The organism is Micromonospora sp. DT228 (assembly GCF_049841595.1).
GTDB lineage: Bacteria > Actinomycetota > Actinomycetes > Mycobacteriales > Micromonosporaceae > Micromonospora.
In genome coordinates this window covers 447,840-468,116 of sequence record NZ_JBNCKO010000003.1, presented here as the reverse complement: position 1 = coordinate 468,116, position 20,277 = coordinate 447,840, and the positions used below count along the sequence as shown (strand labels likewise).

Sequence of the window (20,277 nt, the reverse complement as noted above, 5' to 3'; positions counted from 1 at the left end):
GACGCGGAGGTGCAGATGACGGCGCTGGATGAGCCCGGGCGGACCGCCCGGTCGATGTGGGCCTACTTCGAGCCGGTGCACGCGGTCACCTACCTGCACCCCCGGGCCCGCGCCGCGTACGAGGCGGTCGGGTTGCGCGGTTACTGGCGCGGTTACTTCGCCGGCAGGGCCGCGCCGCTGGGTGCCACCGAGGCGGCCCCGGTGATCGCCACCTTCTTCACCTTCGCGCCGCCGATGGTGGCCCGCGCGCTGCCAGCGGTGTGGCGGCTGGCCACCCCGTCGGAGGCGCTGCGCGCCCGCCTGACAGGTGCCGTGCAGGCGCTCGCCGAGCTGACCTACGAGCTGCCGGAGTCGCACCTGGCGGAGGCCGCCGACCTGCTGGAGCGGGCCGCCGCGGCGGCGCAGACCGCCGGCCGGGTGCTCGGCGCGGCAAACGCGGCGCTGCCGGTCGGGGAGTACCCGCTGGCGCGGCTCTGGCAGGCCGCCACGACGCTGCGCGAGCACCGGGGCGACGGGCACGTGGCGGCGCTTGTGGCCGCCGGGCTGGACCCGATGGAGACGCTGACCTGGCGGGTCGCGCGGGACGGTTCGCCGCCGCAGTACCTGCTGGGCCGGGGCTGGTCCGAGGAGCAGTGGCACGCCGCCCGCGAGCGGCTGACGCGGCGGGGCTGGCTGACCGGGGACGGCACGACCACCGAGCAGTCCCGGGCCGAGTTCCAGGCCATCGAGGACGCCACCGACCGGGCCGCCGCGCACCCGTGGCAGGCGCTCGGCGACCAGGACACGGACCGGCTCCGGGAGCTGTTGGAGCCGATCGCCCGGTCCGGCCACACCCTGCTCTCCGAGGGCAGTCCGCTCGTCCTGCCCGCGCTGCCCGGCTGACCGGGCACCCGCCGATCGGGCAGGATGGGCCCGTGGCAGATGCGGTGGTCTTCGACCTGGACGGCGTGATCGTGGATTCCGAGCCGGTGTGGGAGGAGGTCCGCCGGGCGTACGTGGCGACGCACGGCGGGACGTGGCAACCGGACACGCAACGGCGGCTGATGGGGATGAGCACCGGCGAGTGGGCCCACTATCTCAGCGGCGAGCTGGGTGTCGGCCGCACCGCCGAGCAGGTCGCCGTCGAGGTGGTCGAGGAGATGACCCGACGCTACCGGGACCACGTACCGCTCATCGCCGGCGCCGATGAGGTCGTCCGCCGGCTGGCCGCACGGTGGCCGCTGGGGCTGGCCAGTTCGTCGCCGACCCGGCTGATCGAGGCTGCGCTGGCCGCCACCGGGCTGACCGACGCGTTCGGCGCGACCCTCTCCACCGAGCAGACCGAGCGGGGCAAGCCGGCACCGGACGTCTACCTGCGCGTCGCCGAGCGCCTCGGCGTCGACCCGACCCGCTGTGTGGCGGTGGAGGACTCGTCGAACGGGGTGCGGTCGGCCGCCGCGGCGGGGATGCGGGTGGTGGCCGTGCCACACGGTTCGTACCCGCTCGACCCGGACGCCGCCCGGCTCGCCGTGGTGTCGCTCGGTGCGATCGGGGAGCTGACCCCGGAGCTGGTGGAGAGCCTGGGTTGACGCCAACCGAGAGGGGTAGAGACCACAGATGAAAGCGATCGTGTACGAGCGGACCGGCGACCCTTCGGTGCTGGAGCTGGTCGATCGGCCGGTGCCCGAGCCGGGGGCTGGCGAGGTCCTGGTCCGGATGGCGGTGTCGGGGGTCAACCCGACCGACTGGAAGTCACGGCGTTCCTTCGCGCCCAAGGGCTGGCAGATTCCCGGGCAGGACGGCGCGGGAGTGGTGGAGGCGGTCGGCGAGGGGGTCGACCCTGACCTGATCGGTGAGCGCGTCTGGATCTGGGAGGCCGCCTGGCAGCGGCCGTGGGGCACGGCAGCGGAATACACGCTGGTGCCGGTCCGGCAGGCGGTGCGCCTCGGCGACGCCCCGTTCGAGCTGGGGGCCGCCCTGGGCATTCCGTTCCTCACCGCGCACCGCTGCCTGACCGCCGGCGAGTTCATGCCGGACACGCTGCGCGCCGGTGCGCTGGCCGACCACACGGTGCTGGTGCAGGGCGGGGCGGGCGCGGTCGGCAACGCCGCGATCCAGCTCGCCCGCTGGGCCGACGCCACTGTGGTCGCCACGGTGAGCAGCGCCGAGAAGGCACAGCTCGCGGCGGCGGCCGGCGCGTCGTTCGTCATCAACTACCGGGAGCAGGACGTGGTCGAGGAGGTCCACAAGATCGCTCCCGACGGGGTGCACACGATCGTGGAGGTCTCCCCGGCCCGCAACGCCGCGATCGACGCGCAGGTGCTGCGGCACGGCGGCGCGGTCTGCATGTACGCCGACGACGGCGGCGACGAGGTGGCCATCCCGATCCGGGCGATGATGGCGCCGAACGCGCGCTGGCAGTTCGTGCTTGTCTACACCGAGCCGAAGGCGGCCAAGGCGCTGGGCGTCAAGGACGTGGCGGCGGCGGCCAGCCAGGGCGGTCTCCGGGTCGGCGCCGACGCCGGTCTGCCGCTGCACCGCTTTTCGCTGGCCGAGACGGCCGCGGCGCACCAGGCGGTGGAGGACTCGACGGTGGGCAAGGTGCTCATCACGACAAGTGACGCCTGATCGGGTCGCCGACCACCTGATTTCCCCGTCATCAGGACAGAGGCGAACAAGTTTCGCAACAATGACTATGCGGGTCGCCCCGCGTGGAACGGGCGGCCCCGGCGCGGTGCGAACGCCGGGGCCGCCCCCTGCGGAGGAATGTCGAGTGGCACTCCACCCGCCCGGCGACAGTGCCGGGGGAAACGTTACGGCGCTGTCAGCTCCCGGACAGTCAGCTCGCCCTCGGCGTACCGCGAACGGACGACCTTCTTGTCAAACTTGCCCACGCTCGTCTTCGGCACCGAGTCGATGAACGCCCAGCGCTCCGGCAACTGCCAGCGCGCCACCGAGCCGGCCAGGAAGTCCCGCAGCTCCTCGGCGGTGACCGAGGCGCCCTCCCGGACCACCACGGTGGCCAACGGTCGTTCGTCCCACCGCTCGTCCGGCACACCCACCACGCACGCCTCCAACACCGCCGGGTGGCCCATCAGCGCGTTCTCCAGCTCGACCGAGGAAATCCATTCACCACCGGACTTGATCACGTCCTTGGCGCGGTCGGTGAGCGTGATGAAGCCGTCCGGCGAGAGGGTGCCCACGTCGCCGGTACGCAACCAGCCGTCGCGGAACTTCTCCTCGTCCGGGGCGTCCTCACCGACGTACCGGGCGGTCACCCACGGCCCACGGACCTCCAGCTCGCCCACGGACTTGCCGTCGTCAGGCAACGGCTCACCCGACGGGCCGACGATCCGCGCCCGCACACCCGCCGGCACCCGCCCCTGCGTGTAGCGGTATCGCCACGCCTGCTCACCTGTCGCGCCGGCGGGCGGACGCGAGACCGACCCCAGCGGCGACATCTCGGTCATCCCCCAGGCGTGGATGACGTCGATCCCGTGCCGCTCGTCGAACGCGTGCATCAGTGCCGGCGGGCAGGCCGAACCGCCGACGATCACCTCGGTGAGCGAGGACGTGTCCACGTCGTGGGTGTCCAGGTAGGCCAGCAGATCCGTCCAGATGGTCGGGACCGCGCCGGCCAGGGTGGGCCGCTCGGCGGCGACCATCTCGGCGATCGGCGCGGCCTGGAGAAACCGGTCCGGCATGATCAGCGACGCGCCGGAGAGGAAGGCCGCGTACGGCAGACCCCACGACATGGCGTGGAACATCGGCACGATGGCCAGCTCCCGGTCGGTCGGCGCGAGACCGAAGCCCTCCGGCATGCAGACCTGCAACGAGTGCAGGTAGATCGACCGGTGCGAGTAGGCCACGCCCTTCGGGTTGCCGGTGGTGCCGGAGGTGTAGCAGAGCGCCGCGGCGTCACGCTCGTCCACCTCGGGCCAGTCGTACACCTCGGGCCGGTCGGCGAGCAGCGCGTCCCAGTGGTGCACGGTGATCCGGTCGCCGGCCGCCGCCACCAGCGGCGCCGGGTCACCGCCGCCGACCACCACCACGTGCCGCACCGTGGTCAGCTCACCGATCACCCGGGCCAGCAGCGGGATGAGCGTGCTGTCGACGAGCACCACCCGGTCCTGCGCGTGGTTGGCGATGTAGGTGACCTGGTCGGGAAAGAGCCGGATGTTGAGGGTGTGCAGCACCGCGCCCATGCTCGGCACCGCGAAGTAGGCGACCAGGTGCTCGTTGTTGTTCCACATGAAGGTGGCGACCCGCTCGTCACCGGTCACCCCGCACTCGTCGCGCAGCGCGTGCGCCAGCCGGGCGGCGGCGCGGCCCACCTCGGCGTACGTCATCCGGCGGGGCTCGGCGCCCGTCCAGGTGACCACCTCGGCAGAGCCGTGCACTCCTGCGCCGTGATCGAGGATCCGGGAGACCTGCAGAGGGGCGTCCATCATCGTGCTACGCATGGGTAACAAGCTAGTGTCGGCGGTCACACGTTGGGAACCCCCGTAAGTTGTCGCAGGTGAGCATTTCCTGGGCCGACTCGTACGTGGGGCAGTTGCGCGCGCTCGCCGGGGATCGGACGCTGATGTTCGTCGGCGCCCGCGCCGTGGTCAGCGACAACGCCGGACGCATCCTGCTGATCCAACGCTCGGACAACGGCCAGTGGGCCATGCCGGCCGGGGCGATGGAGTTGGGCGAGTCGATCGCCGACTGCGCGGTCCGCGAGGTCCGCGAGGAGACCGGGTTGCGGGCGCTGCGGGTCTGCGCGTTCGCCCTCTACACCGGCCCGGACCGCACGAGCACGAACATGTACGGGCACACGTACCAGGTCTTCACAACGGCGTTCCGGGTGGAGGAGTGGGACGGGCAGCTCGCCCGGGTCACCGACGAGACCACCGACGCCGGCTTCTTCCCCCGCGACCGGCTCCCCGCCCCGCTCTCCACCTCGGTCACCGAGACCCTTGCCGACCTGGACGTCTTCGAGCAGACAAACCGGCTCATCCTCAAGTAGGCCGGCCCCGGGGCCCCTGCCTCACTGCGGGTGGCGGAGTCCGGCGAAGAAACCCTCCTGGATCCAGTTCGGGTACGCGACCGGAAGCTTTGTGACCTCGTCCAGTTCGGCGAGGTCCTGCTCGGTGAGCGTGAGATCCGAGGCGGCGATGTTGTCCACCAACTGCTCGTGCTTGCGGGCCCCCACGATCACGCTTGTCACGGCCGGCCGGGACAGCAGCCAGGCGACCGCCACCCGGGCCGGGCTGACCTCGTGCCGCGCGGCGACGCCCTTGAGCACGTCGACCACGCCGAAGGCGAGGTCGGGATCGAACGGTGTGAAGCTGGCGTAGCCGGGCTGGGCGCTGCGGGCGCCACTGTCGGCGACGGCGCCGTCCCGGCTGACCTTGCCGGAGAGGAAACCACCGGCGAGCGGGCTCCACACGGTCAGCCCGATGCCCGCGTCGAGCGCCATCGGCACCACGTCGCGCTCGACGTCGCGACCCAGCAGCGAGTAGTACTCCTGCACCGAGACGAAGCCGGCCAGCTTCTCGCGGGCGGAGATGCCAAGCGCCTTGGACAGTTGCCAGGCGGCGAAGTTGGCGGCGCCGATGTAGCGGACCTTGCCCTGCCGGACCGCGTCGTCGAGCGCCCGCAGCATCTCCTCCATCGGCGTGACCTGGTCGAAGTTGTGGATCTGGTACAGGTCGATGTGATCGGTGCCGAGGCGGCGCAGGCTGTCCTCCAGGTTCTGCATGATGTGCAGCCGGGAGGTGCCGACGTCGTTCGGGCCGGGGCCGGTACGCGAGTGCACCTTGGTGGCCAGCACCACGTCCCGACGCCGCTTGCCGAGCGCCTTGCCGAGCAGTTCCTCGCTCTCGCCGTCGCTGTAGCCGTCGGCGGTGTCGACGAAGTTGACCCCGGCGTCCAGCGCGGTGTCCACCAACCGCTGCACGTCGGGCAGCGCCAGCCCACCGAGGGTGCCCCAGAGCGGGTGCCCACTGCCGCCGAAGGTCATCGCGCCGAGCGAGATCTCCGAGACGTACACCCCGGTGGTGCCCAGCAGTCGGTACTTCACGTGTCGCTCCTCGTGGTGAGGGGTTCGGAGGCCGAGGACGGACACTCCCTGGTCATAGTGTCGGACAGTGTGTCCGGCAACGAGCGTACGTCGCCGCTCCGCCCCCGGCCACCCAAGGTCTGGTTCATGAGGGCGGTCATGAAACAGGCCTTAGGATTCCGGCTATGCCCTCGATCACCCGCCGCCGCCCGAGCAACCCCGACGGACGAGCCGCCGTCGAGGCGCGGGTGCTGGCGGCCACCGAGCGGCTGCTCCAGCAGGGGGCTCGCTTCACCGACCTCGGCGTCCAGCGGATCGCCGCCGAGGCCGGGGTGGCGCGGTCGACCTTCTACACCCACTTCCGGGACAAGAGCGAGTTGCTCATGCGCCTCGCCGGCACCATGCGGGAGAGTTCCTTCGGTCGCACCGGCGAGTGGGACCCCAGCGGACCAGGAGATCCGCTCGCGCTGCTGACCGAGATCTTCGCCGACGTGATCCGGATATACCGGAAATACGCCCCGGTGTTGGCGGCGATCAGTGAGGTCGCCGCGTACGACGAGGTGGTCCGGGAGTACTGGGCGGCGGGGTTGGAGCAGTTCGTCACCCGCACCGTCGACGTGCTCCGGATCGAGCAGCAGGCCGGGCGTACCCCCGCCGACCTGGACGTGACGACGGCCAGCCGGCTGATCGTGGTCGGCGGCGACCGCTTCCTGGCCGACCATGTCAGCACGACCTCGACCGACGCCCAGACCGACGCGGCGGCCGCCCGGGAGTTGGCCGCGACCTGGTGGTACGGCGTCTACCGCCGCCCCGCCTGACCCTCTCGCCCCTCCGGATCGACCTGATCCCCTCCGAGTCACGGAAGTCGGGGCATCCCGGCGCGCGGACACCCCGACTTCACCGACCCCGAGTCGATCATTCCTACCAGCCGATGCCGTCAGGCCGCGGTGGGGCCGAACTGTTCGGTGAAGCGCCCGGTGAACAGGTCTACGCCCTTGTACTCGGCGACCGTCGCGGCGGGGACGACGGCCGGGCCGTCGGGCGTGGGCATCTGGCCGACACCGTGTCGCGACCCGAGCGGGATCAGGATCATGGGATGGGACATCGGTTGGTAGGTGGCCATCGGCTGCCCGCCACTGAGCTGCGCGGTGATGTTCCGCGCCACGACCTCGGCGTGCTGCAACGCGTACGCGGCCATCTTGTCCTCTGCGACATCGGTGAGGTCGCCGATCGCGTAGACGTGTTCGAGGACGTCGTCGGGCCCACGCACATTGAGGGTCTCCGTGACGGCCACCTGCCCCTGCGGGGTGAGCGTCGTCAGTCGGCCGTCGCCGAGATAGTCACTGTTGGTCCGCAGACCAAAGGCACGGAACCAGATGTCGGCGGTGATCTCGTCGCCGTCGGTGGTGGTGGCCGTGACGGTCGCGGCCCGACTGGCCTCGGTCGTCAACGGTGCGGCCAGGCTGGTGCCCAGCCGCACCTGGATGCCCAGCTCGTCGAGCTGCCGGTGCAGGTCTTCGCGCAGTTCAGGCTCGAAGCCGGGCAGCAGCTGCTCGGCCGGATCGACGAGGGTGACGTGCTTGTCCGGCCAGACCTCCTTGATCTCACCGGCCAGTTCCAGTCCGACCGGCCCGGCGCCGAGGATCAGGACCCGTTCGGCGCAGGCCAACTCCTTGTTGGTCTGATGCAGGTCGTCGAGCGCCGCGTCGATGGAGTCGGCGTTGAGCCTGGCCGGGTAGGCGTAACTGGAACCGGTGGCCAGCACCAGATAATCCGCCGCTACCCGCTGACCCGAGGCCAGCGTGACACCACCGGAATCCACCGAGACCGCTCGGTCCCGGATCACCGTGCCCCGCGTGAGCACGGTGTCGAAGGGAAAGAAGATATTGCCTGCCCACTCGGGCCGGACCAGCGCCCGCAGCGCCCCGGCGACGTTGACGAACGCGTCCCGAGGATCGATGAGGACGACGTCGGCCACCGACTCCAGCGCCTTGGCGACCGCCGTACCCCCGTAACCGCCGCCGACGACCGCAACCGTACGACTCATGACTCAACTCCAACCGACAGGAACTTCCGCTCGACAGCTGTCGAGCGCCTCCCTTCACGGTCGTCAGTTGGCCGGGGCCCAGGGAGTCCGGACCGAGGCTGGTAGTGGCAGGGTCACCATCCGATCGGCCGGCATTGTTACCTTCGGATGGTGAGCAACAACGAGCTTGGGTTGTTCCTGCGCCTCCACCGGGAAGCGGTGACACCGGCCGAGGTGGGGCTTCCCGCTGGGCCGCGCCGTCGCGCACCGGGGCTACGCCGATCCGAGGTGGCGGCCCTCGCCGACGTGAGCGTCGAGTACGTCACGAGACTCGAACAGGGCCGCGACCGTCGACCGTCCCCGCAGGTGCTCGCCGCGCTCGCGAACGCACTCGGATTGAACGGGCACGAACGCGCCCACCTGCACCACCTCACCAAGGCGGCCGATCCCAGTTACAACTGCCGGGGCCGCAGCACCCCGAGCGGCGAGGTACGTCCGACCGTGCGGGCGCTGCTCGACCGTCTCGAACCCGCACCGGCGGTGCTGCTCAACCAGCTCAGCGACGTCCTCGCCCACACCGCCGGGTACGTGCGGCTGGTCGGTCCGATCGGTCTGCTGGACGCGACGCCGGCCAACCTCGCCCGGTTCATCCTCGGCGACCCCCGGGCTCGCGGCGCGTACCCCGACTGGGACCACCTGGCCGACGAACAGGTCGCCGCCCTCAAACAAGGCCCGTTCCGGGCCTACCCGCCGATGGCCGCCCTGGCCGACGAGCTGACCATCACGGCGGGCGACGCCTTCACCCGGCGCGTCGACACCGTGCCCAGCCTGCCGAAGGCCAGCGGCACCTTCCGGCTGGCCCATCCCGAGGCGGGTCTGCTCCGGCTCACGTACGAGACCCTCGATCTCCCGGCGGACGATGACCAGCGTCTGATCGTGTACCTGCCCGCCGATGCGGCGACCTCCGACGCGCTCGACCGCCTCGACAGTCGACACCCGCAGCCGCTCCGCCTCGTGGCCGGCTGACGCCGACCGCCCCGGAGCAGTCCGGGGCGGCCGGTGTCGAGACGCTCAGATCATCGTCTGGGACTTGGCCTCCATGTCGGCGGCGGCCTCCTCCTTGGACTCGCGGGTCAGCGGCTTGCCGCCCGGGGCCGGGGCCTCACCGCCGAGCGGGTCGGCGCCGCCGGTGGCACCCTGCGGGCCGGCACCCCGTAGCTGCGTGTTGGGCAGCGTCAGGGTGACCACCACCGCCACGATCGCGATCAGGCCGGCGGTCAGGAAGACCATGTCCAACGCGTCGACGAAGGCGCCCTGGATGGCCGCGCGGACCGGCCCCGGCAGGGCCAGGATGGTGGCCGGGTCGTTGATCGAGATGTTGGTGCCGCCACTCGCCGCCACCGCGGCCTGCTCCTGCGGCGGGAGCTGCGCGATCGCGCCGGGCAGCCGGTCGCCGAGCCCGCTGGCCAGCCGGGACGAGAGCACCGTGCCGAGGATCGCGACTCCGAACGAACCACCGAGTGACCGGAAGAAGGTCGCCGAGGACGTGCCGGCGCCCAGGTCGCGGACGGAGACCGCGTTCTGCACCGCCAGGATCAGCGACTGCATGCACAGACCCAGACCGATGCCGATCACCACCATGAAACCGAACGCCACCCAGAGGGAGGTGCTCACCTCCAGCCGGGTGAACAGGAACATGCCGACCAGCAGGGTCACCGAGCCGGCCACCGGGAACCACTTGTACCGGCCGATCCGGGTCATCGCTCGACCGGTCAGGATCGAGGTGATGATGATGCCGGCCATCATCGGCAGCATCAGCAGACCGCTGCGGGTCGGCGAGGCGCCCTTGACGATCTGCAGGTACAGCGGAATGAAGATGATCGAACCGAACATCACCAGACCGATGACGAGAAGTGCCGAGTTGGCCAGGGCGAAGGTGGCGCTGCGAAACAGCCGCAGCGGCAGGATCGGCTCGGCCACCCGGGCCTCCTGGAGGACGAAGAGCACCCCCAGCACCGCACCGACGACGAAGAGCGTGATGATCACACCCGATCCCCAGGCGTACTCGTTGCCGCCCCAGCTCAGCGCGAGCAGCAGCGAACTCACCCCGGCGACCAGCAGGCCGGCGCCGAGCCAGTCGATCGAGTGGTCCCTCCGTTCGAACGGGATCAACCGCATCACGTGGTAGCAGACCACGATGGCCAGGATCGCCAGCGGCACGTTGATGTAGAAGATCCACCGCCAGTCGGTCTCCGCGAAGTAACCACCGACCAGCGGTCCGGCCACCGACGAGATCCCGAAGACCGCGCCGAAAAGACCCTGGTAGCGCCCGCGCTCCCGGGGTGACACCACGTCCGAGATGATGGTGAACGCGAGCGTCAGCAGACCGCCGGCGCCGAGACCCTGGATGCCCCGGGTGATGATCAACTGGGTCATGTTCTGCGACAGCCCGGCCAGCAGCGACCCCACCAGGAACGTGCCGATCGAGAAGAGGAAGACCGGGCGGCGCCCGTACAGGTCGGCCATCTTGCCGTACAGCGGCGTCGACGCCGTCGAGGCGAGCAGGTACGCGGTGACCACCCACGAGTAGTGGTTGATCCCGCCCAACTCCCCGACGATCGTCGGCAGGGCCGTACCGACGATCGTCTGGTCGAGTGCGGCCAACAGCATGCCGGTCATCAGGCCGAACATGAGCAGCCGGATCTGCTGACGATTCAGCACCGGCGCGGCGGAGGCTTCGGTGGTCATGTGGCCTTCTATCCCGCACACCGCAGAACATGCGCCCAACCCCCAAAAAAACCCCTGCCCACACCCGCCCAGTCCCACCCCACCCCCACCCCACCCCACCCCCCACTGCGGGCGTTGATCATGAGGTTATAGCCACGACAGGAGGGCTATAACCTCATGATCAACGGGGGTCTCCGGGGGGAGTGGGGAGGGAGTCGTACGTCTTCGACTGGTCCAGGTGGTTGAAGGACTGGATGGTCCCGGGCTCGGTACCTCTCCTTTCCGGGGTTCTTCCGATTTCCCTCCCGCCTCCGAACGCCCGAAACGGCCCTCCCGGGCAGGAACGGCACGGTGCCGACAAAGCCGCAGGTCAGGCACCGGACAGGTTTGTCCCGGGGGGCGCTGGGGACCCGGGGAGGCATGGCAGGAGCAGCAGCGGAACAGCGCCGGCTCGCCACCGTCGTGGAGAGCTGGCTCGAACGCCCGGTCCTGATCGTCGGTGACGCCATGTTGGACGAGTGGCGGTTCGCCGACTCCGACCGCCTCTGTCGGGAGGCGCCCGCACCGGTCCTCACCCTGCGCCGACGGATCTCCGCCGCCGGCGGGGCCGCGAACACCGCGGTAAACGTCGCCGCCCTCGGCGGTCGGGCGGTGCTCGTGGCACCTGTCGGCGCCGACGTGGCCGGCGACGAGTTGCACGACTGTCTGGACCGCGCGGGCGTCTGGGACCGCACTGTCAACCAGCCCGGACGGCCCACGCCGGTGAAGCGGCGGATGCTGGCCGGCAACCAGATCCTGCTCCGCGAGGACTCCGGCGACCCGGACGACGCGCTCGACCCGGAGGGCGTGACCCGGCTGCTCACCGCCCTGAGCTGCGCCACCGAGGAGTTGCGCGCCGCCGCCGGTGGGGAGGCGCCAACCCTGGTGGTCTGCGACTACGGCCTGGGGGCGCTGCCCGCGCCGGTCCGCGCGTGGCTCGTCGAGCAACGCGAGCGGTACGCCACTGTCGCGTTGGACGCCCACGACCTGGCCGACTGGCGGGGCCTCGCGCCGACAGTGGTCACGCCCAGCTTCGCCGAGGCGACCCGGCTGCTCGCCCGCGCCGCCGGCACGACCCGACCGACCGCCGGCACCGAGCTGCACCTGGAGCACCCGCACGGTGATCCGGCCGATGGCCCGTCCGAGCTGACCGTGGGCGCGGCCCCCGGCGGGGTACGCGCCGACAACGTCAGCGAGAGCGCCGCCGACTGCCCGGGACCTGTCGGTGAGCCCACCCCGGGTGAGGACCGGGTGGCCCTCACCGGCGACGGGCTCAGCGTCACCGGCACCGGCGTCACCGTGAACACCCGGGCCGGGGAGGGCGTCGACCGGGCCGTCCTGGCGGAGTCACGCCTGGCTGAGCTGCGTGCCCACACGGGCGCCGACGTGGTCGCGGTGACCCTGGACACCGAGGGGGCGGTGGTGGGTGGCGCCGACGGGGAGCCGCGGCGCAGTCACAGCACACCGGTCCCGGCGAGCCACGCCGTGGGCGCCGGTGACGCGTACCTGGCGGCAATGACGTTGGCCCTGGCCGCCGACGCGCCACTGCCCACCGCCGCCCAGCTCGCCCAGTTGGCGGCCACCATCACCGTCTCCGACACCGGCACCTGCGTGTGCCGGCGGGAGGACCTGCTCACCGCGCTCGGCCAGCCGATCGAGACCAGGAACCATCCCGCCCTTGTCGGCAGCGACGAGTTGGACGCGATCGTCGCCGAGTACCGCGAGGCGGGACGGTCGGTGGTCTTCACCAACGGCTGCTTCGACGTGCTGCACCGGGGGCACGTGCGCTACCTGGAACAGGCCCGCGCGTTGGGTGACCTGCTGATCGTGGCGGTCAACTCGGACGGCAGCGTACGCCGGCTGAAGGGCCCGGACCGGCCGGTCAACCCGGTCGAGGACCGGGGCGCGCTGCTCGCCGCGCTCGCCTGTGTGGACCATGTGGTGGTGTTCGAGGAGGACTCACCCGCCGCGCTGATCGAGGCGGTCCGGCCGGACATCTACGTCAAGGGCGGGGACTACCCGCCGGAGCTGGTGCCGGAGGCGCCGCTGGTGCGCCGGCTGGGTGGCCAGGTGCACACCCTGGGGTACGTGCCGGACCGGTCCACCTCGGCGATCATCGAGCGGATCCGGTCACACAGCCAGGACCCGTCGCCGACCACAGGTGAGCGCAAACCCGACCCGTCGCCGACCACAAGCGAGCGGGAGCCCGACCCGTCGCTCAGCTCCCGTACCCAGGCGTCGTGAACCGCCCCCTGGACCTCGGCACCCCGGCGGAGTTCCGCACCGACCGGCTTGTCGACGTGCTGATCCCGACCCGGAACCGGCCCGCCGAGTTGGCTGTCACCCTGGCCGGTCTCGCCGCCCAGGACGGGGTGCCCGGCTTCGGGGTGGTGGTCAGCGACCAGTCCGACGGGGACCCGGCGTACGCGCATCCCGCCGCGGCCACAATGGTCCGGGCGCTGCGCCAGCGGGGTCACCCGGTGCTGCTGACCCGCCGGTTGCCCCGCCGGGGGTTGGCCGAACACCGGGCGTACCTGCTCGCCGCCTCGAGCGCCCGGTACGTCCTCAGCCTCGACGACGATGTCTGGCTGGAACCGGGGGCGCTGCACCGGCTGGTGACGGCGATCGGCGAGCTGGGCTGCGGCTTCGTCGGCAACGGCGTGCACGGGCTGTCGTACGCCGACGACAGGCGTCCGGACTCGCACGGGCACTACGAGGAGTGGGCCGGACCGCCGACGCCGGAGCGGATCCGACCCGACACCCCGGAGTGGAATCGCGCCCGCATCCACTCGGCGGCCAACCTGCTGCACATCACCGAGCAGTTGGCGTTGCCGCCGGGTGCGTGGCGGGCGTACAAGGTGTCCTGGATCGGCGGGTGCGTGCTCTACGACCGGGCCAAGCTCGTCGACGCCGGCGGCTTCGACTTCTGGCGTCGGGTGCAGGAGAAGCACCAGGGCGAGGACGTGGCCGCGCAGCTCGCGGTGCTGGCCCGCAACGGCGGTGCGGGCATCCTGCCCAGCGGCGCGTACCACCTGGAGTCCCCGACCACGGTCACGGACCGGGACGTGGAGGCGTGGGAGGTCGTCCTCGCCGACGAGGACACCCCGCAGCCGGCCTGAGACTAAGGGGTGAGCAGCTCCCGGGCCGCTTCCAGCACCTCGATCACCGGAATGTCGGCGACGAAGGAATCCCGGTGCGGGCACTCACCGTCGCCGGGCCGGTGCGGGTAGATGCCCGGTGTGCAGTCGACCCCGCAGACCGGGCAGCGCACGGTCCACGAGCTGATCGGCCGGTGCCGGCCGCGCAGCGGGCTGGCCCCGTTGATCAGGTTGCCCACCCAGAAGATGCCCACCGTGGGCGCGCCCACCGCGGCGGCCACGTGCAACGGTCCGGTGTCGTTGGAGATCACCAACGCGCAGTCGGCGTAGCAACCGACCAGCCCACCCAGGCTGAGGGTGCCCACCTGTGGGCGTACCGGCACCTGAGCCGCGGCGACCACCCGGTCCACCACCTCCCGCTCGGCGGGCGTGCCGGTGACCAGCACCTCGTAGCCGTCCTCGTGCAGCGCACGCGCCACCTCGGCGAAGTGCTCGGCGGGCCAGCGGCGGCGGTTGTCGGTGGCACCCGGGTGCAGCGCCACCCGGGGCCGGCCGGCCGGGCCGAGCACCTGGGCGGCCTCGGTCCGATCGGCGTCGGTCACCGCGAGCGTCGGCGTGATGGTGGTCGCCGGCGCTCCCACCAGCCCCACCACCTCCAGGTAGCGGATCACCTCGTGCTGGTAGTAGACGTAGCGCAGCCACCGGTCCAGCGGCGGCGCGTCGTCGGCGCGCAGGCCGACGGTCACCCGGGCGCCGAGGCGACTGATCAGCGGGTTGGAGTTGGCGCCGCCGCCGTGGATCTGCACCGCCAGGTCGAACCCGGTCGCGGCGGCCAGGAAGTCGTCGATCGACGACTCCGGCTCGCCCGGCTCGGGAGCACGGATGCCGGGCGCGGGCGGCACCACGAGCACCTGGTCCACCGGGCCGGGCCGGTCGCGCCAGAGCTTCGCGTGCCACGGCGCTCCGAGCAGCACGATCTCCGCCGCGGGGTACGCGGCACGCAACGCGTCCAACGCCGGCAGGGCGAAGATGAAGTCGCCAAGGGCGTTGGCGCGCAGCACCGCGATGCGCCGCACGTCGTCGACGCGCCCGGCCGTCGGGCCGAGCATGGACGGAGTGACCACGCAGCCCGCTACGTCCGGTCGACCTCGCCGGCGGTGTCCGGGCGGTGCAGCTCCCGGTCCGCGGCGGGGTCGGCCGCCATCGGCGTACCCGTGGAGAGGTCGCCGGAGCGCGGCCCGGTGCGGCCGACGGTGATGGTGCGCGGCGCGGGTCGGGTCGCCCGGGGCAGGCGGACCCGGAGCAGGCCGTGGTCCATGACCGCGTCGATGGCCTCCGGGTCGGCGCGCGACGGCAGGTTGATGCGGTATTCGAAGCCGCGGGTCTCGAAGCCGCCCGAGATGCCCTGGTCGGCGTTGACCTCCGCCTCGGAGCGGGCCCGTACGCACAACTCGAGGTCGTCCAGCTCGACCGCCACCTCCTCCGGCGCTACCCCGGGCAGCCGGACGACGACCTCCCAGCCGTCGGCGGTCTCGGTCAGCTCGACGTCGGCCGCATTGGCCCGGCCACCGACGAGTCGGCTCAGCTCGGCGCGCAGCGACTGCAACTCGCCCATCGGGTCCCAGCCCTGCTGCCGGCCGCCGCGCCAGCCCCGACCGAATCCGCCGGCCTGCTGCTCGCTCATCGCACCTCTCCGATCCGCTGGGTGGCCGTTGGCGGCCGTAGTGAGCTGGGCGCGTCCAGGCCGGCGTCGGCGTCGACGCCCACACCGAGCCGGTCGACCAGCTCGCCGCCCAGCCAGGCGCTGATGCCGAGGATCCCCACCGCGACCACCTCGATGGCGACGAGGGCGCCGCCCGCGGCCCGGGAGTCGGCATTGAGCCGCACGGCCCACACGGCGGCGAAGAGCAGGATCACCGCGACGTTGGCGGCGGCGTGCAGCAGACCCACCCGCTTGGCCCGGGTGCCGGTCGGGATGGCCAGCAGGTCGAAGGAGCCGGCCGCCGCCGCGAGGAGACCGCCGATCAGGCCGACGGTGATGTTCCAGTACGCGACCTCGCCGAGGAGGTCGGGGCCGCCGACGGTATCGACCACGTCGAACAGCACCGCCGTGGCCAGCAGCGCGACCGGGAACATGACGAGCATCGGATGGACTGGATGACCCAGTACCTTGAGTCGGCTCTCCATCTCCCGGCCTCCACTTGTCGGCGTCCTGCGGAACGGTCTCGTGCGGCGGGCGCGTCGGGTGAGGCCCTACCCCCGGCAACCGGGCACAAACCTCACCCTGGTCACGGCGGCCTAGGCTGACACCTGGCGGTGCCCGCCAACGGGTCAACGCCTGAGGGAGGATCACGTGACGGTGGAGATCACTTCGCACGAGGAACTGCGCGAGTTGCTCGGGGCACCAACCGCGCGGGCCGCCAACAAGGAACGCCAACGCCTGCACGAGCGGGACCGTGAGTGGCTCGCCGCGTCGCCGTTCTGCCTGCTGGCCACCGCCGGTGCGGACGGTAGTTGCGACGTCTCCCCCAAGGGCGACCCGGCCGGGTTCGCCCTGGTGCTGGACGACACGACAATCGCGCTGCCCGAGCGGCCGGGCAACCGGCGGGCCGACGGTTACCGCAACATCCTGGACAACCCACACGTCGGGTTGCTCTTCCTCATCCCGGGGCGCACCGACACGCTGCGGATCAACGGGCGGGCGCGCCTGCTCAGCGACGCGCCCTGGTTCGACGACATGGTGGTCAAGGGGCACCGGCCGGTGCTCGCCGTGGTGGTGGAGATCGAGCAGATCTTCTACCACTGCGCGAAGGCTTTCCTGCGGTCCGCGCTGTGGCAGCCGGAGACCTGGCAGCCGGACCTGCTGCCGTCCCGCCCCCGCCTGATCAAGGAGGTCGAGGCGCCGGTGGTGAGCCTGGAGGATCTGGAGCGGCACTACGGCCCGGAGTACGCCAAGAACATCTACACCTGATCCCGCCGCAGGACAGGAAGATCGTGCTCGACCTCAGTAGCCGATTCTCATCAGGTCGGGGCTGTCGTCGTCGCCCTGGCCCGACGGGGCTACGCGACTCCGGTTCGCGTGCCACGATCTCGGCCATGCGTCTTCCGTTCGGCCTGCTCGTCGCATCCGTCGCGGCCGGTCTGCTCTCGGCCGCGGCGGCGCTGCTCGCCACGCCAGCCGCGTCGATGCAGTTCGGCCTGGTCATGCTGCTCGCACTGCTCGGCTACGTCCTGCTCGATCGCGGTGCGCGCCGGGTGCGGTGGGCCGTCGCCGCCGGCATCGGGCTCCTTGCCGTGGTGGCAGCCATGAGACTGCACTGGCATCAGGAGCAGACCGTCGACGTGGGCTGGGTGGCGTATGGGCCAGCGGCGGCGGAGACGTCGATATTGGGGCCGTGGCGGGACTCGATCGACAGGCAACGGCTCGCCGCGCTGGGCCTGGCGCTCGGCGCTGTCTGTCTCGCGGCCGGCGTGTTGGCGCTGCCGTCCCGCGGCAGGCGACGGGGTGTGGCGACGGCAGTCCTCGCACTGCTGCTGATCGCCTGGTTCGGGTTGGACTCCATCCCCGAGTTCGTCGACCATCCACTGCCGGACCTGCTCGCGACGGTGTGGCCGGCGCTGCTCGCTGCCCTCGTGACCATGGGGGCGCTCGCGCTGTCCGGGTGGCGGACGGACCGCCGTTGGCTGCTCCCGGTGGGGTTGTTCCTGCTGTCCCTCGCAGCGGCCGACGCGTACTCGAATCTCGCCGGGTTGTGGTCGGGCTGGTGGGAGATGGCCAACCCGGGCCGGGACGCCTTCCTGCAACTGGGGATGGCGGTGAGCAGGTCCACGGAGGACACCCTCCAGGTGTCGTCGGCCGTGGAGACGGCGATCCCGCTCGCCGGGGTGGGATTGGCGGCCGTCGGCGCGCTACGCAGCTCCCGCGAGGTCACGGACCGGACGGGCTCCCTGCTGGAGGGCGACGAAGGCAACAAGCGCGAGGAGTAACTTCTTGCTTCTCCTCCCACCGCCGGTAACATCTCCATGTTTTGATCTACAACGGGGAGGAAGATCTACATGCGATGGAAGTTCCCGGCCGGCGCCCTGATAGCGCTGGCCTTTCTGGTTCCGGCGGCACCGGCGGTGGCTCAGGCTGGCTCGCCCGGGCTGAACGCGACCTGCCAGACGGTCGAACGCAAGGCGTACACGGATATTCGCAAGGCTGTCACCATCGATCTGGATACCGCCGACCTCGGGAAGCTGCGGCTGTTGGCCTATCAGATCCTGGACACGGCAAAGAAGGAGGAGCTGCCCGCCCTGCCGGACGCCATCGAGAAGGCGCTGGGCGGCACAACGGAAGAGCTCCGGGCCTTCCTCAAGTCGCGCATGCAGGATCTGTGGTGGGCAGCTCTGCGGATCTCGGTGGGCCAGTCGATGACGGGTGCTGGCGCCAACGTGAAGGACGCCGCGCAGACGACGCTCGACGCCGACTCCATCGACGCCCTCCTGGCTTACCTGAACGACGGCCTGTACGCCGCACGTGTGCGTGACTGCGCGGCGCAGCCCACGTCGACGCCGAGCGCGACGCCCAGTGCGACGCCGAGCGCGACGGCCAGCGCTACGACGTCAGTTGCACCGACCCCCACCTCCTCCGCCAGCCTGGGCGCCTCCGGCGGTGACGGTGGCGGGCTGCCTGTCACCGGTGCCAACACCATGACGGTGGCCAGCATCGGCGGCGCGCTTCTGCTCCTCGGCGGCGTGGGTTACCTGATCGGACGCCGACGCCGTTCCCGCTTCGTGGCATAGCTCGCTCGACGCGCCCGGCTCGACGCCTCGTCGGGCCGGGCGCGATCAGCGCCGGCGGATCGATCTGCCCGGATAGTCGGAAGCGCTGATTGATAGCGGCGGCGACCATCCGGTGAGCGATGGCCCATCCGCACAGTCCGTGGGTGCCGCTCCGATCAGTCGCGGTCGACGGCGGCGCGACTCCACTGCTCGCGCAATTCACCGAAGACCTGGTGGAATGCGGGGAACGTCTTCTTCACACATTCCGGATCGTCGAATTCGATGCCATCGGCACGGAGCCCGGTGACGCTGAAAGCCATGGCGATCCGGTGATCCGCATGACAATCGATAAGCGCGGGCCTGGGGCGGCCGGGCTGAATTTCGATCCAGTCGCGGCCCGTTGCCACCTCGATGCCCATCGCACTCAAATTCTTGGCGCAGGCTTCGAGGCGGTCGCACTCTTTCACGCGGGTGTTGTAGACGTCCTCGATTCGCACCGGGCCGTCGGCGAAGGGTGCGATTGCCGCCAGGGTCGGCATGGTGTCGGAGATGTCACGCATGTTCACTGTCGTCCCGGTGATCCGGCCGGTGCCGGTGACGGTTGTCCGGTCGCTGTCGATGGTCACGTCGGCGCCCATCCGGCGAAGGATGTCGACGAATCCGATGTCGCCCTGCATGACCTCGGTGCCGAGGCCTGCAACGGTGACGGAATTGCCGGTCAGGGCCGCGGCCGCGAAGAAGTAACTGGCCGTCGAGGCGTCCGGCTCGACGCGGTAGTCGCGCGCCGCGTACCGCTGCGGGGGCACCGTGAAGGTGTCGTCGTCCCACTCGACCGACACGCCGAAGTCGCGCATCATCCGGACCGTCATCTCCACGTACGGCCGCGACACCATGCCGGTGACCTGCACCGTCAGACCCTCGGTCATGGCCGGCGCGGCCATCAGGAGCGCGGTCAGGAACTGCGAGGAGATCGACGAGTCGAGGCGGAGCCGGCCACCGCGCAGCCGGCGGGCGTCGATGACGACCGGCAGGTGATCGTCACGGTCCTCGAATCGGAGATCGGCGCCGAGCTCCCGCAGCGCGGTGGTCATCGGCCCGACCGGACGCCGACGCATCTGCGGCGAGGCGTCGAACCGGAACTCGCCGTTGCCGAGGGCGCCGAGGGCGGGAAGGAAGCGGGCCGCGGTGCCGGCGTCGCGACAGTAGACATCTGCGGAACGGGAGGGCGGACCGTCGGGGTCGCCGTCGATGCTCCAGACCTCGTCGGTGTCGGAGACCCGGTAACCGAGCGCACGCAATCCGGAGCGGAACGCCTGCGTGTCGTCGGAATCCAACGCACCGGTCAGCCGCGAGGCGCCCTCCGCCATGGCCGCGAGGAAAAGCGCTCGAGCCGTGACGGACTTCGAGCCGGGAATCGGTACGTTCGTCAAAATTTTCTACCTCTACCCTCTCCCGCCGCCGGGAGAACGGCCACAGTCTACTTGCCCGTCGTCGTTCCCGGGGGCAGCGGGAGGGCGGAGAAGGCGGCAGTAAGAGCGGTTGCGGCATTGTCGGCATGAATACGAAACGGCGTGAGAGTTCGTGGAAATCGCGCTTGA

Annotated in this window: 19 protein-coding genes; 11 read left to right on the top strand and 8 right to left on the bottom strand. The window is 71.1% G+C overall.

Annotated elements, in window-relative coordinates:
* The first annotated feature begins 15 nt into the window (after positions 1 to 15).
* Genes ACLQ29_RS08935 through ACLQ29_RS08925 form a run of 3 tightly spaced genes read left to right on the top strand, consistent with a single transcriptional unit; the run spans position 16 to position 2,607 of the window.
* Positions 16 to 882 (top strand): SCO6745 family protein, encoded by an 867-nt coding sequence (locus tag ACLQ29_RS08935; RefSeq protein ID WP_425771138.1) that lies wholly within the window; start codon positions 16 to 18, stop codon positions 880 to 882.
* Between the two features lie 32 nt (positions 883 to 914).
* Positions 915 to 1,568: an HAD family hydrolase gene (locus ACLQ29_RS08930; RefSeq protein ID WP_425771137.1), complete on the top strand. Its 654-nt coding sequence runs from the start codon at positions 915 to 917 to the stop codon at positions 1,566 to 1,568.
* A 28-nt stretch (positions 1,569 to 1,596) separates the two neighbouring features.
* Positions 1,597 to 2,607, top strand: a complete 1,011-nt coding sequence (locus ACLQ29_RS08925) for an NADPH:quinone reductase (protein ID WP_425771136.1) — start codon at positions 1,597 to 1,599, stop codon at positions 2,605 to 2,607.
* 185 nt (positions 2,608 to 2,792) lie between these two features.
* On the opposite strand, the gene ACLQ29_RS08920 is transcribed toward ACLQ29_RS08925, so the two are convergent.
* Positions 2,793 to 4,442, bottom strand: coding sequence for a fatty acid--CoA ligase (locus tag ACLQ29_RS08920; protein ID WP_425771135.1), 1,650 nt, complete (start codon positions 4,440 to 4,442; stop codon positions 2,793 to 2,795).
* Between the two features lie 56 nt (positions 4,443 to 4,498).
* Between ACLQ29_RS08920 and ACLQ29_RS08915 the strand changes: the two genes are divergently transcribed.
* Positions 4,499 to 4,990, top strand: coding sequence for an NUDIX domain-containing protein (locus ACLQ29_RS08915; protein WP_357368119.1), 492 nt, complete (start codon positions 4,499 to 4,501; stop codon positions 4,988 to 4,990).
* Between the two features lie 21 nt (positions 4,991 to 5,011).
* On the opposite strand, the gene ACLQ29_RS08910 is transcribed toward ACLQ29_RS08915, so the two are convergent.
* On the bottom strand, positions 5,012 to 6,046 hold the full coding sequence (locus tag ACLQ29_RS08910; RefSeq protein ID WP_425771134.1) for an aldo/keto reductase: 1,035 nt from the start codon (positions 6,044 to 6,046) through the stop codon (positions 5,012 to 5,014).
* Between the two features lie 164 nt (positions 6,047 to 6,210).
* Between ACLQ29_RS08910 and ACLQ29_RS08905 the strand changes: the two genes are divergently transcribed.
* Complete coding sequence (locus tag ACLQ29_RS08905) at positions 6,211 to 6,843, top strand: TetR/AcrR family transcriptional regulator (RefSeq protein ID WP_425771133.1); 633 nt, start codon at positions 6,211 to 6,213, stop codon at positions 6,841 to 6,843.
* A gap of 119 nt (positions 6,844 to 6,962) precedes the next feature.
* Here ACLQ29_RS08905 and ACLQ29_RS08900 read toward each other — a convergent pair whose 3' ends face one another.
* A complete protein-coding gene (locus tag ACLQ29_RS08900; protein ID WP_425771132.1) occupies positions 6,963 to 8,072 on the bottom strand; it encodes an NAD(P)/FAD-dependent oxidoreductase in 1,110 nt (369 codons plus the stop codon).
* A 147-nt stretch (positions 8,073 to 8,219) separates the two neighbouring features.
* Between ACLQ29_RS08900 and ACLQ29_RS08895 the strand changes: the two genes are divergently transcribed.
* Positions 8,220 to 9,077, top strand: coding sequence for a helix-turn-helix domain-containing protein (locus tag ACLQ29_RS08895; protein WP_425771131.1), 858 nt, complete (start codon positions 8,220 to 8,222; stop codon positions 9,075 to 9,077).
* A gap of 45 nt (positions 9,078 to 9,122) precedes the next feature.
* Here the strand turns inward: ACLQ29_RS08895 and ACLQ29_RS08890 are convergent, their stop codons facing one another.
* Positions 9,123 to 10,799 (bottom strand): MDR family MFS transporter, encoded by a 1,677-nt coding sequence (locus ACLQ29_RS08890; protein ID WP_357251784.1) that lies wholly within the window; start codon positions 10,797 to 10,799, stop codon positions 9,123 to 9,125.
* Positions 10,800 to 11,198: 399 nt separating this feature from the next.
* On the opposite strand from ACLQ29_RS08890, the gene rfaE2 reads away from it, so the two are divergent.
* Together rfaE2 and ACLQ29_RS08880 are read left to right on the top strand one after the other, a co-directional pair.
* A complete protein-coding gene (rfaE2, locus tag ACLQ29_RS08885) occupies positions 11,199 to 13,061 on the top strand; it encodes a D-glycero-beta-D-manno-heptose 1-phosphate adenylyltransferase (protein WP_425771130.1) in 1,863 nt (620 codons plus the stop codon).
* On the top strand, positions 13,058 to 13,936 hold the full coding sequence (locus ACLQ29_RS08880; protein WP_425771129.1) for a glycosyltransferase family 2 protein: 879 nt from the start codon (positions 13,058 to 13,060) through the stop codon (positions 13,934 to 13,936). The genes rfaE2 and ACLQ29_RS08880 overlap by 4 nt, the downstream gene beginning before the upstream one ends.
* Positions 13,937 to 13,938: 2 nt before the next feature.
* On the opposite strand, the gene ACLQ29_RS08875 is transcribed toward ACLQ29_RS08880, so the two are convergent.
* Genes ACLQ29_RS08875 through ACLQ29_RS08865 form a run of 3 tightly spaced genes read right to left on the bottom strand, consistent with a single transcriptional unit; the run spans position 13,939 to position 16,102 of the window.
* Positions 13,939 to 15,039, bottom strand: coding sequence for a glycosyltransferase family 9 protein (locus ACLQ29_RS08875; RefSeq protein WP_425771128.1), 1,101 nt, complete (start codon positions 15,037 to 15,039; stop codon positions 13,939 to 13,941).
* 8 nt (positions 15,040 to 15,047) lie between these two features.
* A complete protein-coding gene (locus ACLQ29_RS08870) occupies positions 15,048 to 15,599 on the bottom strand; it encodes an Hsp20/alpha crystallin family protein (protein ID WP_425771127.1) in 552 nt (183 codons plus the stop codon).
* Positions 15,596 to 16,102, bottom strand: coding sequence for a DUF2231 domain-containing protein (locus ACLQ29_RS08865; RefSeq protein ID WP_425771126.1), 507 nt, complete (start codon positions 16,100 to 16,102; stop codon positions 15,596 to 15,598). Before ACLQ29_RS08865 ends, ACLQ29_RS08870 begins: the two co-directional genes overlap by 4 nt.
* A 166-nt stretch (positions 16,103 to 16,268) precedes the next feature.
* Here ACLQ29_RS08865 and ACLQ29_RS08860 point away from each other — a divergent pair, with 166 nt between their 5' ends.
* The 3 genes from ACLQ29_RS08860 (at position 16,269) to ACLQ29_RS08850 (ending at position 18,700) form a co-directional block, all read left to right on the top strand.
* Entirely contained in the window at positions 16,269 to 16,886 is a 618-nt protein-coding gene (locus tag ACLQ29_RS08860; protein ID WP_425771125.1) for a pyridoxamine 5'-phosphate oxidase family protein, read from the top strand.
* Positions 16,887 to 17,011: 125 nt separating this feature from the next.
* Positions 17,012 to 17,902, top strand: a complete 891-nt coding sequence (locus ACLQ29_RS08855) for an aminopeptidase (RefSeq protein ID WP_425771124.1) — start codon at positions 17,012 to 17,014, stop codon at positions 17,900 to 17,902.
* A gap of 69 nt (positions 17,903 to 17,971) precedes the next feature.
* On the top strand, positions 17,972 to 18,700 hold the full coding sequence (locus ACLQ29_RS08850; protein WP_425771123.1) for an LPXTG cell wall anchor domain-containing protein: 729 nt from the start codon (positions 17,972 to 17,974) through the stop codon (positions 18,698 to 18,700).
* 155 nt (positions 18,701 to 18,855) lie between these two features.
* Here the strand turns inward: ACLQ29_RS08850 and aroA are convergent, their stop codons facing one another.
* The gene (aroA, locus tag ACLQ29_RS08845; RefSeq protein WP_425771122.1) at positions 18,856 to 20,109 is read right to left on the bottom strand and encodes a 3-phosphoshikimate 1-carboxyvinyltransferase; all 1,254 of its coding nucleotides are present in this window, start codon (positions 20,107 to 20,109) and stop codon (positions 18,856 to 18,858) included.
* Between the last annotated feature and the right edge of the window lie 168 nt (positions 20,110 to 20,277).